This window comes from Bradyrhizobium forestalis (assembly GCF_002795245.1).
Taxonomy (GTDB): domain Bacteria; phylum Pseudomonadota; class Alphaproteobacteria; order Rhizobiales; family Xanthobacteraceae; genus Bradyrhizobium; species Bradyrhizobium forestalis.
The window spans coordinates 68970-84583 of the sequence record NZ_PGVG01000032.1; the positions used below are offsets into that span (position 1 = coordinate 68970).

The 15614-nt window shown below is 65.6% G+C and carries 16 protein-coding genes; 1 reads left to right on the top strand and 15 read right to left on the bottom strand.

What is annotated here, in order from left to right; genetic code table 11:
• Nucleotides 1-38: 38 nt before the first annotated feature.
• Entirely contained in the window at nucleotides 39-1649 is a 1611-nt protein-coding gene (gene nusA, locus CVM73_RS29285) for a transcription termination factor NusA (protein ID WP_100235256.1), read from the bottom strand.
• A 2-nt stretch (nucleotides 1650-1651) separates the two neighbouring features.
• Nucleotides 1652-2407, bottom strand: coding sequence for a ribosome maturation factor RimP (rimP, locus tag CVM73_RS29290; protein WP_100235257.1), 756 nt, complete (start codon nucleotides 2405-2407; stop codon nucleotides 1652-1654).
• Nucleotides 2408-2766: 359 nt separating this feature from the next.
• Between rimP and CVM73_RS29295 the strand changes: the two genes are divergently transcribed.
• Nucleotides 2767-3849, top strand: a complete 1083-nt coding sequence (locus CVM73_RS29295; protein ID WP_100235258.1) for a DUF2336 domain-containing protein — start codon at nucleotides 2767-2769, stop codon at nucleotides 3847-3849.
• Here the strand turns inward: CVM73_RS29295 and trmB are convergent.
• The 13 genes from trmB to CVM73_RS29360 form a co-directional block, all read right to left on the bottom strand.
• On the bottom strand, nucleotides 3846-4556 hold the full coding sequence (trmB, locus tag CVM73_RS29300; protein ID WP_100235259.1) for a tRNA (guanosine(46)-N7)-methyltransferase TrmB: 711 nt from the start codon (nucleotides 4554-4556) through the stop codon (nucleotides 3846-3848). The genes CVM73_RS29295 and trmB overlap by 4 nt on opposite strands.
• Entirely contained in the window at nucleotides 4553-5710 is a 1158-nt protein-coding gene (locus tag CVM73_RS29305; protein WP_100235260.1) for a M20 family metallopeptidase, read from the bottom strand. The genes trmB and CVM73_RS29305 overlap by 4 nt, the downstream gene beginning before the upstream one ends.
• Nucleotides 5711-5796: 86 nt before the next feature.
• Nucleotides 5797-6210, bottom strand: coding sequence for a helix-turn-helix domain-containing protein (locus tag CVM73_RS29310; RefSeq protein ID WP_018319423.1), 414 nt, complete (start codon nucleotides 6208-6210; stop codon nucleotides 5797-5799).
• A 219-nt stretch (nucleotides 6211-6429) separates the two neighbouring features.
• Nucleotides 6430-8043: an apolipoprotein N-acyltransferase gene (lnt, locus tag CVM73_RS29315; protein ID WP_100235261.1), complete on the bottom strand. Its 1614-nt coding sequence runs from the start codon at nucleotides 8041-8043 to the stop codon at nucleotides 6430-6432.
• On the bottom strand, nucleotides 8040-9152 hold the full coding sequence (locus CVM73_RS29320; RefSeq protein ID WP_100235262.1) for a hemolysin family protein: 1113 nt from the start codon (nucleotides 9150-9152) through the stop codon (nucleotides 8040-8042). Before CVM73_RS29320 ends, lnt begins: the two co-directional genes overlap by 4 nt.
• A gap of 1 nt (nucleotide 9153) precedes the next feature.
• On the bottom strand, nucleotides 9154-9663 hold the full coding sequence (gene ybeY / locus CVM73_RS29325; RefSeq protein WP_100235263.1) for an rRNA maturation RNase YbeY: 510 nt from the start codon (nucleotides 9661-9663) through the stop codon (nucleotides 9154-9156).
• A gap of 58 nt (nucleotides 9664-9721) precedes the next feature.
• On the bottom strand, nucleotides 9722-10717 hold the full coding sequence (locus tag CVM73_RS29330) for a PhoH family protein (RefSeq protein ID WP_100235264.1): 996 nt from the start codon (nucleotides 10715-10717) through the stop codon (nucleotides 9722-9724).
• Nucleotides 10718-10781: 64 nt separating this feature from the next.
• Entirely contained in the window at nucleotides 10782-12176 is a 1395-nt protein-coding gene (gene miaB, locus CVM73_RS29335; protein WP_100235265.1) for a tRNA (N6-isopentenyl adenosine(37)-C2)-methylthiotransferase MiaB, read from the bottom strand.
• A gap of 193 nt (nucleotides 12177-12369) precedes the next feature.
• Nucleotides 12370-13050 (bottom strand): HAD family hydrolase, encoded by a 681-nt coding sequence (locus CVM73_RS29340; RefSeq protein WP_100235266.1) that lies wholly within the window; start codon nucleotides 13048-13050, stop codon nucleotides 12370-12372.
• 5 nt (nucleotides 13051-13055) lie between these two features.
• Entirely contained in the window at nucleotides 13056-13511 is a 456-nt protein-coding gene (locus tag CVM73_RS29345; protein ID WP_100235267.1) for a Fur family transcriptional regulator, read from the bottom strand.
• Between the two features lie 38 nt (nucleotides 13512-13549).
• On the bottom strand, nucleotides 13550-14035 hold the full coding sequence (gene rimI, locus CVM73_RS29350) for a ribosomal protein S18-alanine N-acetyltransferase (protein WP_100235268.1): 486 nt from the start codon (nucleotides 14033-14035) through the stop codon (nucleotides 13550-13552).
• Nucleotides 14032-14724, bottom strand: a complete 693-nt coding sequence (tsaB, locus tag CVM73_RS29355; protein ID WP_100235269.1) for a tRNA (adenosine(37)-N6)-threonylcarbamoyltransferase complex dimerization subunit type 1 TsaB — start codon at nucleotides 14722-14724, stop codon at nucleotides 14032-14034. Before tsaB ends, rimI begins: the two co-directional genes overlap by 4 nt.
• Nucleotides 14725-14881: 157 nt before the next feature.
• Nucleotides 14882-15451: a NifU family protein gene (locus tag CVM73_RS29360; RefSeq protein ID WP_100235270.1), complete on the bottom strand. Its 570-nt coding sequence runs from the start codon at nucleotides 15449-15451 to the stop codon at nucleotides 14882-14884.
• Nucleotides 15452-15614: the final 163 nt, after the last annotated feature.

A 15614-nucleotide genomic window follows, 5' to 3' on the forward strand; every position in this document is an offset into this window, starting at 1 on the left:
TTTACGCAAAACCGGTCTCCACTTTTGCTGAACACGCCTTAAGCCGGCTGATCTTCGGTCGCCTCAGCCTCTTCAGCAGGCTTGGCGAGATCGGCTTCGGTGATCCAGCCGGCCTTGACGCGGGCCTGCATGATCATCGCTTCGGCGTCGTCACGGGAGATGTCGATGCCGTCGAGCGCACCGGCGTGCTTGGTCGGCTCGCTGCCTTCCTTGCGCTCGGTCCAGCCGACCAGATCGTCGGTGGCGCAGCCGGCGAGGTCGTCGACGGTCTTGATGTCGTTCTCGCCGAACTTCACCAGCATCTTCGAGGTCACACCGGGCACGTCCTTGAGCGCGTCCTCGACGCCGAGCTCCTTGCGCCTCGCCTCCAGCTCGGCTTCCTGCTGCTCCAGATATTCGCGGGCGCGGTTCTGCAGCTCCTGCGCGGTCTCCTCGTCGAAGCCCTCGATGCCGGCGAGTTCCTTGACGTCCACCATCGCGAGTTCCTCGACCGAGGTGAAGCCTTCGGATGCCAGCAGCTGGCCGACCACTTCGTCGACGTTGAGCGATTCCATGAAGATGCGGGTGGAGTTCTCGAAGTCGGCTTGGCGGCGCTCCGATTCCTCCTGCTCGGTCAGGATGTCGATGTCCCAGCCCGTGAGCTGCGAGGCCAGGCGCACGTTCTGGCCGCGGCGGCCGATCGCCAGCGAGAGCTGGTTGTTGGTGTCGGGCACCACGACCTCGATGCGCTCGCGATCTTCGTCGATGACGACCTTGGAGACTTCCGCCGGCGCCAGCGCGTTGACCACGAAGGTCGCGATGTCGGGCGACCAGGGAATGATGTCGATCTTCTCGCCCTGCAGCTCGTTCACCACCGCCTGCACGCGCGAGCCGCGCATGCCGACGCAGGCGCCGACCGGATCGACCGAGGAATCGCGGGAAATCACGCCGATCTTCGCGCGCGAGCCGGGATCGCGGGCGACTGCCTTGATCTCGACGATGCCGTCATAGATCTCCGGCACTTCCTGCGCGAACAGCTTTGCCATGAACTGCGGATGGGTGCGGGAGAGGAAGATCTGCGGGCCGCGGGTCTCGCGGCGGACGTCGAAGATATAGGCGCGGACGCGGTCGCCGTTGCGGAACACCTCGCGCGGCAGCATCTCGTCGCGGCGGATGATGGCTTCGCCGCGGCCGAGATCGACGATCACGCTGCCATATTCGACGCGCTTGACGACGCCGTTGACGATGTCGCCGATGCGGTCCTTGAACTCCTGATACTGCCGGTCGCGCTCGGCCTCGCGCACCTTCTGCACGATCACCTGCTTGGCCGATTGCGCGGCGATGCGGCCATATTCCAGCGGCGGCAGGGTGTCGGCGATGGTGTCGCCGACCTGGGCGCCGGGATTGGCGCGCTGCGCGTCCACCAGCGAAATCTGGTTGGAGTGGTTCTCGACCTTGTCGACCACCAGCATGTGGCGCGACAGCCGCAGCTCGCCCTTCTTCGGGTCGATCTCGGCATGCACGTCAGTCTCGCTGCCGTAGCGGGCCCGCGCCGCCTTGGCGATGGCGTCCTCCATCGCCGCGATGACGATGCCGCGGTCGATCGATTTTTCGCGTGCGACGGCGTCCGCGATCTGAAGCAATTCAAGTCGGTTGGCGCTGACTGCCATGGCTAGTCTCCTTGGTCAGGCTCGGTCTCGCCGCGCCGCGCGCGTTCGGCGGCAAGGCGATGTTTCTTCGTGTTGGTCGGTGCCGGCTTCTTCTTCGGCTTGGTGTTCTTGGTGGTCTTCTCGCTGATCTTGGCGTGCGGCGCCTGCGGCGGCTCGAGGCCGAGATTGCGGCGCATCTCGCGCGCCTCGGCCTTGCCGCGGCGCATGGATTCGGCGATCAGCTCGTCGGTCAGCACCAGGCGAGCCTCGCCGATGTCCTCCATGGTCAGGAGAACGTCGGGATCATCGCCCGCCTTGACGTCGTCGCGATGCAGATGCACGCGATCGCCCTCGACCGCGCCGAGCGTGCCGCGGAAGCGCTTCCGCCCCTCATGCGCGACCGCCATCTCGATCTTCACCAGATGCCCGGAATAGCGCTGGAAATCGGAGCGGCGCACCAGCGGGCGGTCGATGCCCGGCGAGGAGATCTCGAGCCGGTAGGCGCGATCGATGGGATCGGCGACGTCGAGCACGGGCGACAATGCCCGCGAGATCGCCTCGCAATCCTCGATCTGCATCGAGCCGTCCGGCCGCTCGGCCATGATCTGCACGGTGCAGCCGGCCTCCCCGGAAATGCGGATCCGCACCAGGCGATAGCCCATGCCCTGGAGCACGGGAGCTGCCACCGCGGACACCCGTGCCGCGACGCCAGGCTCGACCACGAGCCGCGGCTCGGCCAGCAATTCGGCATCCGTGGAACCAGGGTTCGGTTCGGTCATGTCCAGGGTCAGGGCGCTCGATGGTTAAGGCTTGGTTACGACGTCAAAGCCCGTTTCGGAACTTTCCCGACAGCGCGTCGGGCCGCATCTCCCGCCAAGCCGCGTTCAGGTAATAAAAAAGAGCGGGTCCTTGCGGGCCCACTCTCACTACGCGGATCGTATGAGAAGATGAATTGGCGCAGATATAGCGCTTTCCCCACTCCCGGACAAGGCCCATTGCAGCGGGAACGGGGCCTTTTTACGCCGATCTGCGGACCCTGCTCAACGCTTCCTTCATCAAGCAGGCCTAAATTCCTTGATTGTGGGGCGGCTTGAACCAAGGGCGCACCCGCGGCGTGCCCCGTTCGAGTTGCGTTTTCATGACCGTTGCCACGTCGCTCATTCCTGGACTGGACGATATCGTCAAGCGCGGCGATCCGCGTCGCCGTGGCGAGATCGCGCGTGCCATCGCCCAATTGTTCTTTCGGGATGCGGACAAGCTCCGCCCCGAGCTGATCGATCTCTTCGACAATCTCCTGATCGATCTCGTCCCGCATGCCGAACTCGCCTCGCGTGTCGATCTGGCCGAGCGCTTCTCGCGCCTCAACAACGCGCCGCCGCACCTGGTCAATCAGCTCGCGCGCGAAAACGAGATCATGGTGGCCGGTCCCGTGCTGCGCCGCTCGCCCGTGCTCGACGATGCCGCTTTGGTCGAGATCGCGCGCTTGAAAGGCCAGGGCCATCTCCTGGCGATGACGGAGCGCCCCGCTTTGTCTCCCGTCGTCACCGATGTGCTGGTCGAGCGCGGCGATCGCGACGTGGTGCGCCGCGCCGCGGGCAATGCCGGCGCGGTGTTCTCGCCAAGCAGCTACTCCGAGATCATCAAGCGCGCGGCGCAGGACGGCGTCCTGACGCTCAAGATCGGTCAGCGCAATGATCTCTCCGGCGAGCACCTGAAGCAGCTGCTCGACGGGACGCTCGACGTCATCCGCCGTCGCCTCTCCACCATGGTCAATCCCGTGCGCCAGGTCGAGATCAAGCGTGCGATGGCGGCGATCGAGGAGGCCGCGCTGCCGCCGGGGCCGCGCCGCGATTTTTCGGGCGCGCAGCGCACGGTGCTCGCCTTGCATCGCGAGGGCCATCTCGGCGAGAGTGCGCTGCTCGGCTTCGCCAAGGCGCACAAATACGAGGAAGCGATCGCCGCGCTCGCGGCGATATCAGGCGTTCGCCTCTCGATCCTCGACCGCCTCATCGCGGGCGATCGCTACGATCCGCTTCTGATCTTGGGCCGCGTGCTGAACCTGGGCTGGCCCACGGTGCGTGCGCTCATCCTGCTCTGGTACGGTCCGCAGCGCACGCCGGCCGATGCCGACATCGAGGCCGCGCGCCTGAACTTCACGCGCCTGATGCCGACAACCGCCGAACGCGTCGTGAATTTCTGGCGCAACCGGCAGTCGATTTAGATCCGCCTGAACCGAAGATAGGCCGCCTTGCGTCCCTCGCGCGCGGCCTTGCGGCCGTAGCGCGTCATGGTGTAGCCCGGCCATGGCTGCCTGAAATCGTCGGCGCGTTCGGCAAGCCAGACGAAGTCCTGCGAGCGTGCAAGATGCGACAGCGTCCAGGCGCAGTAATCGTCGATGTCGCAGACGAAACGGAACTCGCCGCCGCTCCTGAGCACGCGAGCCATCGCGGCGATGGTCCGGTCCTGGACGAACCGCCGCTTCCAGTGCCGCCGCTTCGGCCAGGGGTCGGGATGGATCAGGTCGATCCGCGACAGCGAAGCCTTCGGCAGCCACGCCAAGAGCTCGGCGGCATCGCCTGCGAACAGGCGGATGTTGCCGATGTTGGCCGCCTCGATCTGCGCGAGGATCTTTGCCATGCCGTTGACATAGGGCTCGCAGCCGATGAAGCCGGTGGCGGGAAAGTTTTGGGCCTCGGCCGCGAGATGCTCGCCGCCGCCGAAGCCGATCTCGAGCCTGACATCGTCGGCTGCGGGGTCGAAGATTTCGCGGGCGTCCGCCGGCGCCTCACCGTCGATGTCGAGCGCAAGATGCGGCAGCAGCTGCTCGATCAACCCGGCCTGGTGTTGCCTGAGCTTGTGACCCTTGCGGCGCCCGAAGAAGGCGCGCTCGCTGTCCTCGCGATCGGGGTCTGATTTACGTTCGCTCATCGCAGCGTCTGATACAGGCGATGGAGCAGCCGCGCGCGCGGCGCGAGCGAGGAGACATAGAGCTGCTCATAATGGGTGTGCGCGCCCTTGCCGTCGACGCCGAGCCCGTCGAGCGTCGCGGTGTGCGCGGCGGTGAAATTGCCGTCCGAGCCGCCGCCGGTGTGGGTGTCGATCAGCTCGAAGCCGATCTCGCCGGCGAGTGCCTTCGCATGCTCGTACAGCGCGGCGCCTGCATTGCTCTTCTCGTAAGGCGGTCGATTGAGCTCGCCGGTGACCGTGACGGTGACGCCGTCCGTCTTCGATGTCAGGGCGAGAATCTTGCCGGCGAACTCGTCTGCGTCCTTGAGGCTCACGACGCGCAGATCGACTTCGGCGTAAGCCTCTTCCGGCGTGACGTTGGGGCGCGTGCCCCCGCGCACCACGCCGACATTGATGGTGACGCCGCGCGTCAGATCGTTCATCCCTTCCAGCGCCAGGATGACGTTGCCGAGCTCGCGGACGGCGCTGCGGCCGTCTTCGGGCCGCGAGCCGGCATGCGCGGGGACGCCCTTGATGAACACCTGGAAGCGTCCGACGCCCTTGCGTCCGGTGACGATCTTGCCGCCATCACGCGCCGGCTCGGTCACCAGCACGTATTTGGCCTTGCGTCCCTCCCGCTCGATCAGCGCGCGAGAGGTGGGGCTGCCGATCTCCTCGTCGGAGGTGAACAGGTGCGTGATGCCGAGCGGCGAGCGATCGGTCGTCGCACAAAGCGCGCGAAAGGCGTGATGGGCGATGTAGGCGCCGCCCTTCATGTCGTAAATGCCGGGACCGAATGCGACGTCGCCTTCGACCTTGAATGGCAGGCGCTCGATGAATCCGATGGGGTGAACGGTATCGAGGTGGCTCAGCACCAGGATGCCTGGCCGATCCTGCCCCCAATTCGTGCGCGCCACGAGATGATCGCCGCAGCCATCCACGCCGGCGATGCGCTCGAGCGTGACAGGCAGGTCGCGATATTGCTCCGCGACCACAGAGACCAGCTTGTTGACCTGTTGAGGTGCTTCCGTCGGCGTCTCGATCTCCACCCAGCGGCGGATGCCATCGAGAATAGTTTGTGAATCGAACCAATTTGGGCCGGTCATGGACGCATCTGTGCCTTTGAATCGCATCATCGAAGCGGACGCGCATCAAAGCGCGGTCGTAAATGACGACATAGGCCAGATTTGACGCAGTCTCAAATCGCTATGGACATGGCGCTTCAGCGCTTGTCGGGGCCTTCGCGAGCCGCAATCTGCTCGACGAGATCGACGATCGAGCGGCGCATCTTCGAATCGGTGATTCGCGTGAATGCCTTGGTCAAGGCGAGCCCTTCGGAGGTCGCGAGAAAGTCCGAGACGTAAGAGGGCGAGGCGCCTTCGCTGAAGCCATCCGGACCCGGCACGCCGCTCGGGCCGCCCTCGAACAGGAAGGACACCGGCACCTGGAGAATCTCGGCGATCTGCTGGATTCGGCTTGCGCCGACCCGGTTGGTACCCTTCTCGTATTTCTGAATCTGCTGGAAAGTCAGGCCCAAAGCTTCACCGAGCTTTTCCTGGCTCATGCCCAACATGATGCGGCGCATGCGCACGCGACTGCCGACATATTTGTCAACAGGGTTGGGCGCTTTCGACATTTCCTCAGCCCTCCAAACATCACCTTCGGCGCAATGATCAAGCATGCCTCGGGTGCAACAGCGTCAAAATCAAACCCTGTTATTGGGAAACATTGCGGAGAAATTTAGCAATGCACCGCTGTCTTTCGCAGCCGGTGCAGAATGGGGAGCCCGCGTGCAGTCTGTCAACCGTGGGACTACGGTTGTCAAAGGATTCCGGCCGCTTCGGCGGCGGCGCGATCAGGGCTTACGCTTGCCGACACGTCGGCGGACGGCGAGGAGCACGGCCACCGCGACGAGCATGGCTGCGGGCGCATCACCCACCCGTGCATAGACGGTTGGCGGGATCGCGGCCGGAAGGTTTGCATCCAAAATGCCTTCGATGCCGAGACCGAGGCTGGCGACCGTGCGCCCGACCGGATCGATCACCGCGGAGACGCCGGTATTGGCGGAGCGGACCAGCGGCAGGCCGAGCTCGATCGCGCGCATCCGCGACTGCTCCAGATGCTGATAGGGGCCTGTCGAGATGCCGAACCAGCCGTCATTGGTGAGGTTCACGATCCAGCCCGGGCGTTCGTTGCGTCCAGCCACTTCGCCGGGAAAGATGGCCTCGTAGCAGATCAGCGGCAGCGCGGGTGGCGCACTGGGTACCGGCAGTGCATGCCGCACGGTGCCGGGAATGAAGCCGCCGCGCACACGCGTCAGTTGCTCGAAACCGAGCTTCTCCATCAAAGCCTGGTAGGGAAGAAATTCTCCGAACGGTACCAGATGCAGCTTGTCGTACACGGCGAGCACGCTGCCGTCGTGATCGATCACGTAGATCGAGTTATAGGCGCGCGTGATCGGCGTGCCCCGCGGCAGGTCGGGCGCGCGGACCGACCCCGTGATCAGCACGGTGCCCTTCGGCAGGAGGTCCGCGATTTGCGCCATCGCGTCGGCTTCGCGGGTCAGGAAGAACGGAAAAGCGGATTCCGGCCAGATCAGGATGGTGGCATCGCGCACGCCGGTCGATTGCGGGCCGGAGGCGCGGTCCGACAGTGCGAGATACGTCTTCATCACTTCCGCTTTGGCGGCGTAGTTGAATTTCGCGTCCTGCTGCAGGTTCGGCTGCATCAGGCGCAGCTTGGCGCCTGATACAATCGTGGTCGGATGCAGCGACAGGCGGATTGCGCCGAAGATGCTCATGGCGATCAAGAGCGCGACGGCGGCGGCCGGCACACGCCATTGCAGGCGGCTATCGGGCGTGCGGTCGATCAGCGTCGCTGGGCTTGCGAAAATCGCAACCGTCAGGAATGTCATGCCCCACAGGCCGATCAGCGAGGCCGTCTGCGCCAGCGGCAGTGGCTCGGAGAGCGCATAGCCGAACGCGTTCCAGGGAAAGCCGGTCAGCGCGTGACCGCGCAGCCATTCGCTGATGGTGAGGCTCGCTGCGAGCGCCAGCACGCGCGTGGCGTTCTTGGTCCAGAACAGGCGCGCCAGCGCAAAGCCGATCGCCGTGAAGATCCCAAGATAGGCCGGCAGGCCCAGCACGGCGAACGGCGTCAGCCAGGCGAACATGTCGGCGTCGACGAAGAAGGCGTAGCCGATCCAGTAGAGGCCGGGCACGAAATAGCCGAGTCCGAACCAGTAGCCGGTCAGTGCCGCGGCAGGAACACCGCCATAGCGTCCGCCGCCGGCGCCGTCGATCAGCCAGACCAGCACCGGGAAGGTGACGAACAGCACCGGGAAGAGGTTGAACGGCGCCAGCGCCAGCACCGACAGCGCCCCCGCCGCCATGGCGATGACGGCGCGCTGCCATCCCCAGGTGAGGATGACGGCAAGCGCAATCTGCCGAAGTCGCTGCGATGGACTCACTGCGGGCCGGCCCCGTCGCTCGGCGGCGGCGTGTCGCTGGCCGGCGGTTGTCCGCTCTCCGGCGTGGCTTCACGGCGCCGGCTCTCGCGCTGGGAGCGCGGCGCCGGACGCTCCTTCCGCGTCGAGATGCGCAGCCGCTTGACGCGGCGCGGATCGGCATCGAGCACCTCGACCTCGTAAGTGCCGGGACCCGAGATGGCCTCGCCGCGCACCGGCAGACGTCCGACGAAGCTGACGAGATAGCCGCCCAGCGTCTCCACCTCCTCGCCGGCTTCGCCGGTGACGAAGTCTTCGCCGATCACCGAGCGGACGTCGTCGAGGCTGGCGCGGGCGTCGGCGATGAAGGCATTGTCGGGCAGGCGCACGATCGAGGGCGGCTCGTCGCTGTCGTGCTCGTCGTCGATCTCGCCGACGATCTGCTCGACGATGTCCTCGATCGAGACCAGCCCGTCGCTGCCGCCATATTCGTCGACCACCAGCGCCAGATGGATGCGCGAGGCCTGCATCTGTGCGAGCAGGTCGATCGCCCGCATCGACGGCGGCACGTAGAGCAGCTTGCGGATGATGTGCGCGTCATGAAGCGGCAGCGCGAGATCGACCGTGCGCAGGTCGAGCCCGGCCGGCAGCGGCTTCTTGCGCTTGGTCTTGGTGGCTTCCGACACGCGGGCGCGTGCGGTCATGAAAGCGAGCAGGTCGCGGATGTGGACGATGCCGACGGGATCGTCGAGCGTCTCGTTGAAGACCACGAGGCGGGAATGGCCGGCGCTCTCGAAGCGGTCCATCAATTCCCCGAGGGGGATGTCGCGCTTCACCGCGACGATGTCGGCGCGATGCACCATGACGTCGGCGATACGGCGCTCGTGCAGGCCGAGGATGTTGCGCAGCATGGTGCGCTCGACCGCCGAGAAGCCGGTGTCGTCGGGTGTCGTCGCATCCAGCACGACCTGCAGGTCGTCGCGGACCGATCCCGCCTTCCAGCCGAACAGCGTCCGGATGGCGCGCAGCAGCCAGTTGTCCGCCGTCGGGCGCATCACCTCGCCTTGTGTCACCACGGCCGGCAAATTGGCCGTGTTGCGCGGATTGTCTTGGATCGGATCGGAATCCGGCATCTCAATGCGTCCCCGGGCGGTCTGCGTAGGGATCGGGTATGCCGAGATGGGCCAGGATCTCACGTTCGAGCGCTTCCATCTCCTCGGCGTCGCCGTCGTTGTCGTGGTCGTAACCGATCAGGTGCAGGAACCCATGCACGGCGAGATGGCTCAAATGGTGGTCGAACGGCTTTTGTTCCTCGTCCGCCTCGCGCCGCATGGTCTCATAGGCGATCGCTATGTCGCCGAGCATGCGCGGCGCATCGCCCGGTTTCCATTCGCCTTCCGGCTGCAGAGCGGGGAACGAGAGCACGTTGGTCGGCTTGTCGATCCCGCGCCAGTTGCTGTTGAGAGCACGGATGCCGGCGTCATCGGTCAGCATCACAGCCACCTCTGCGTCGGCAACGTCTTCATCGACGTTCTCGGCGGCGGCGGCCACGGCGCGCTGGATCACGGCTTCGGAATCGGGCTCGTGCTGCCAGCAATCGGCGACGACGAGGACCTCGGTCATGGGAAGGTTGGGATGGGACATTGTCTTGTCTGGGACGAAGGGCGCCGTGTTCGCGCCCTCTGGGTCCGGTGTTGCCTCGTCAGGATTGACCGGTGGCCGGCCGCTGCGGCGGCCCTTCGTAGGCGGCGACGATCCGCGCCACGAGTTCGTGGCGGATCACGTCCTCGGCCTTGAAATGAACCTGGGCAATGCCCTCGACGCCGTTCAAGAGGCGGGTCGCCTCGGCCAGGCCCGAGGTCTGGCCGTTCGGCAGGTCGATCTGCGAGGGATCGCCTGTCACGATCATGCGGCTGTTCTCGCCGAGACGCGTCAGGAACATCTTCATCTGCATCGACGTGGTATTCTGGGCCTCGTCCAGGATGATGGCGGCGTTGGTGAGCGTGCGGCCGCGCATGAAGGCGAGCGGCGCGATCTCGATCTCGCCGGTCTGGAGCGCACGTTCGACGATGCGCGCATCCATGAGGTCGTAGAGTGCATCATAGATCGGCCGCAGATAGGGATCGACCTTCTCGCGGAGATCGCCGGGCAGGAAGCCGAGCCGCTCGCCGGCTTCCACCGCCGGACGCGACAGGATGATGCGATCGACCTCCTTGCGCTCGAACAGCTGCGCGGCATGGGCGACGGCGAGCCAGGTCTTGCCGGTGCCGGCGGGGCCGATGCCGAACACCAGCTCGTGCCGCTTCAGCGCGCGGATGTAGGAGTCCTGCGCGGCCGTGCGCGCGCGCACCGGGCGCTTGCGCAAATTGATGCTGTCGAAGGTCGATTTGGCCGATTTGGCGTCGAACTCGAACAGCGAGCCCTGCGCGATCACGGCACGGATTGCGCCCTCGACCTCGCCCTGGTCGAGATCCTGCCCCTTCACCGCTTGCGTGTAGAGCATCTCCAGCACGCGGCGCGCGGCGTCGCAGCCGTCGCGGGTGCCGCCGATGGTGATGTGGTTGCCCTTGGAATCGACGATCACGCCGAGTCGCCGCTCGATCTGCGCCAGGTGCTGGCCGTACGGGCCGACCAGCGCGGAAGCGGCGCGGTTGTCGTCGAAGTCGATGACGACCTGGGTCTCGGGCGGAACTTGCATGTCGCGGTCAAATTTGCGGCTGGGAGCGAACGAAGACGAATCCGATGCGCTTTTGGGCAAGGGTTCAGGCTCCAGTGGCTTGCGATAAAGCGGGCTCGCGCGCCTTGCGCGGCGTCACGAGCTCGCCGAGAAAACTGTAGCGCTCGAGGCTGTCGATGCGGACCGGCAGGATTTGTCCAATGATGTCGGGCGAAGCCATCACATGGGCGGGCTGGAGGTAGGCGGTGCGGCCCACGATCTGGCCTTCCTTGCGCGCCGGACGCTCGAACAGCACGTCGACCGTTGAGCCAATCGCGGCCTTGTTGAAGGCCGATTGCTGGCTGTCGATCAGTTCCTGGAGCCGCTCCAATCGCTGGTCCATCTCGGCGGGGGACACCGTCTCCTGCATGTCCGCGGCCGGCGTTCCCGGCCGGGCGGAGGATTTGAACGAATAAGCCGCAGCGTAGCCGATTTGCGTGACAAGCGCGAGGGTGGCGAGAAAATCTTGCTCGCTTTCGCCGGGGAAGCCGACGATAAAATCTGATGAAAAAGCAATATCTTGGCGTGCACTGCGGAAACGATCGATGACGCGCCGGTAATCATCGGCGGTATGTTTGCGGTTCATGGCCGCCAGAATCCGGTCCGAGCCCGATTGTACCGGCAGGTGCACGAACGGCATCAGGGCACCGAGATCGCGATGGGCCGCGATCAGGCTGTCGTCGACGTCGCGGGGGTGGCTGGTCGAATAACGCAGCCGCGCGATCCCCGGAATTGTCGCCAGATGTTCGAGCAGCCGGCCGAGCGGCCAGGTTTTTCCGTCCGGCCCGTCGCCGTGATAGGCGTTGACGTTCTGCCCGATCAGCGTGAGCTCGCGCACGCCGTTGTCGGTGAGCCGCCTCACGTCCTCGACGATCTTCGCCACCGGGCGCGAGACTTCGGCGCCGCGCGTGTACGGCACGACGCAGAAGGTGCAGAACTTGTCGCAGCCTTCCTGCACCGTGACGAAGGCGGAAATGCCGCGCGCGCGGATCGTATCGGGCTTCGGCTGGGCCAGGAAGCCGAACTTGTCCTCGGCCGGAAACTCGGTCTCGATCGCGCGACCCTTGCTGTCGGCGCGCTTCAACAGCTCCGGCAGATGATGGTAGCTCTGCGGTCCCACCACGACGTCGACGACTGGCGCCCGGCGCACGATCTCCTCGCCCTCGGCCTGCGCCACGCAGCCCGCGACAGCGATTCTCATCGCGCGGCCCCCGCGTGCGGCCTCGTCCTTGGCGACGCGCAAGCGCCCGAGCTCGGAATAGACCTTCTCGGAAGCCTTCTCGCGGATATGGCAGGTGTTGAGGATGACGAGGGCGGCATCCTCGGCGCTCGCCGTCTCCACGAATCCTTCCGGCGCCAGCGTGTCCACCATGCGCTGGGCATCGTAGACGTTCATCTGGCAGCCATATGATTTGATGTGCAGCTTGCGCGGCGGCGTCATGGAACCCGAAAATGGCGGTGGAGGACGGCCATCAGATATAGGCTGGAGGGGCGAAAATCCAGCGAATGGCGGCATTTAGGTCGTCATTCCGGGGCGCGACGCAAGTCGCGAACCCGGAATCTCGAGCTAATTCTTCCAGATTCCGGGTTCACCCGCGTCGTGCGTGCCCGGAATGACCGGGAAGGGGCGGAAATCAGCCCGCCACGGCGTCCGTCTCGACCCGCCGGACCAGCTCCGGCAGTTGATGCATGTCGGCAAAGAGCAGGTCGGCGCCGGCCTGGCGCAGCGTCTCGGCATGGCCGTCGCGGCAATGGCTGCCGCCGTGAAAGCCGAACACGATCATGCCGGCGGCACGAGCGCCGGCGATGCCGGCCAGACTGTCCTCGATCACGACGCAGCGCTCGGGCGGCACGCCCATTTCGCGCGCCGCGAACAGGAACAGGTCCGGCGCCGGCTTGCCGTTCGTCACCTGCGAGGCCGAGAAGATGTTCGGCGCCAGGCGCTCATAGAGCCCGGTGCTGCCCAGGCTCACGCGCATGCGCTGATGCGAGCCGCTCGAGGCCACGCAGACGGCTTGCGTCACCACATCAAGCACATCATGGATGCCGCGGATCGCTTCGAGGTCGGCCTCGAACGATCGGAACAGCTCGTCCTGGAGATCGCCGTGATAGGCCTCGGGCAGCTTGCGGCCGAGTTCGGTCTCGATCTCGAGATTGGCTTGCCGCGTCGAGCGGCCGAGGAAGCGCTCGAACACCTGGTCCGACGTGATCGGATAGCCGTGCTTGGTCAGCACGTCCGCATGCGCGCGACAGGAGATCACCTCGCTGTCCACGAGCACGCCGTCGCAGTCGAAGATGATGAGGTCGATGGGCACGAAACTTAAGACGTCGGCTTGTCGTCGTCGAGCGGGACGCAATAGAGTTCGAGCCGGTGATCGACCAGCTTGTAGCCGAGCTTGCGGGCGATCTCCGCCTGAAGCTTCTCGATCTCGTCGGAGGTGAACTCGATCACCTTGCCGTCGCGCAGATTGATGAGGTGGTCGTGATGGCTGTCGCGCATCTGCTCGTAGCGCGCGCGGCCCTCGCGGAAATCGTGGCGTTCGATGATGCCGGCATCCTCGAACAGTTTCACGGTGCGATAGACGGTCGAGATCGAGATCTTGTCGTCGACCGCAACGCAGCGCCGGTACAGTTCCTCGACATCGGGATGATCGATCGCTTCCGCGAGCACGCGGGCGATGACACGGCGCTGCTCGGTCATGCGCATGCCCGTGGCGGCGCAGCGCGCCTCGATATCGGACCCTTTGGATGCAGAAGAAGGTTTCAGTGTGGTCATAGCGTTGTCTGCCTGGCGGGCGCTTTCTGCCACCAATGTTACGACAAGTCACGTCGCATCAGAAGGGCGTTCAATTGTTCCCCGTCGGGCTGCTTATAGTAGCGATCGCGGCGTCCGACCACCACGAATCCGCACCCGACGTAGAGCCGCCGCGCCGGCTGGTTATTTTCCTCCACCTCGAGAAATATCGTGCGCACCCCGCGCCCGGCGAGGTGGCCGAGATGGGTCATCAGCAGCGTGCGGGAGAGGCCGCGGCCGCGATAAGCCCCGTCCACCGCAATCGAGAGAATTTCCGCTTCGTCCGCGCCGATCCGCGACACCGCAAAGCCGATCGTCTTGGGGCCGAGACGCAAGCGATGCACCAGCGTGTTGCGCTCGCTCATCATGCTCTCGAACTCGCCTTCGCCCCAGCCGTGCGCGAAGGAGGCGCCGTGCAGCTGCGCGAGCCGTGCGGCGTCGCGCACGGAAGCGGGCTCGACGACGGCCGTGCCGCCGCGCCACCATTCCGACAGCCATTTCATCATGAGCTCGCGGCTTGTGCGAGCGGCGGAGTTGCGGCCGGCTTTGCGTCGGGCGCCTTCAGATAGAACGGCCGCGCCGGGTTCGTTTCGGGATCGGCCGCGGCTCCGAGCCATGCGACCCAGCCGATGTCGGGCGCCGGCTGCGCGTCGACCGCGACCGGCTGCGGTCCGTCCTTCGGCCAGCGCTCGGCGAGGATGTTCGCGGCATTGCCGACCAGATGCGGCGCGCCGAATTGCGAGGCCGCAATCGCCTCGTCGATGGGCGCGGCGCCCGGCCGCACCAGCTGGCTGCCGTCGCCGGCGACGATCTGGAAATAAACGTGATCGTGCCGCGCATCGATCGCAGAGATCACAGGTGCCGATTTGCGTTGGCAGACGATGGCGGCCGCATAGGCCGACAGCGTCGTCAGCCCGACCGCCGGCTTGCCGGCTGCGAGCGCAAGGCCGCGCGCCGCGGAAATGCCGACGCGCAGGCCGGTGAAGCTGCCAGGGCCGACGGTAACCGCGATGCGGTCGAGCGAGGTGAAGGCGAGATTGGCCGATTGCATGACGCGTGCGATCAGCGGCATCAGCGCTTCTGCATGCCCGCGCTTCATGAGCTGCGATTCCTGCGCGAGAAACTCGCCGGCGTCGGTGTCGAGCACGGCGGCCGCGCAGGCCTCGAGCGCAGTATCGATGGCAAGGATCAGCATGGCGCGATCATAGCATTGCCGACCGGATGATGCCCAAGCTTCTTGCCGTCATGGCCGGGCTTGACCCGGCCATCCACGACTTTGCAGCCCCAAGAACGCGGATGCCCGGGACAAGCCCGGGCATGACGCAGCCGATTTGGTTTGCCGACGGTGCAATTCACATCGGCCGGACTTCGACCACGTCGGGCACGAAGTGCCTGAGCAGGTTCTGGATGCCGTGCTGGAGCGTCGCGGTCGAGGACGGGCAGCCGGAGCAGGCGCCCTTCATGTTGAGATAGACGATGCCGTCCTTGAAGCCGCGGAAGGTGATGTCGCCGCCGTCATTGGCGACCGCGGGGCGCACCCGGGTCTCGATCAGGTCCTTGATCATGTCGACGGTCTCGGCGTCGGCTTCGTCGAAGAACTCGTCCTGGCCGTCGAGATCGACTTCGTTTTGCGCCGCGCCGTCGGCGAGCATCGGCGCGCCGGACATATAGTGCTCCATGATGGCGCCGAGGATTGCGGGCTTGAGCTGCTGCCATTCACCGCTCGCCTTGGTCACGGTGATGAAGTCGGATCCGTAGAACACGCCGGTGACGCCGGGCACGTCGAACAGCTTTTCGGCCAGCGGCGAACGGCCAGCGGCTTCGCGGCTCGAAAACTCCACCGGGCTGCCGTCGACCACGACGCGGCCGGGAATGAATTTCAGCGTGGCGGGATTGGGGGTGGCTTCGGTTTGAATGAACATGGTTCTCTCCAGACGTCGCCGGTTCAAGGCCGGCGCGTGCTCTATCACCTAGCAGATGGCGACGGGGAACGCACGATCAAGGGGACGTGGAGTATTAGTCCAAATTTTTCAGAGGGTTGGGCTGCGCTTACCCTCCCCTGGAGGGGGAGGGTCGGCTCACATC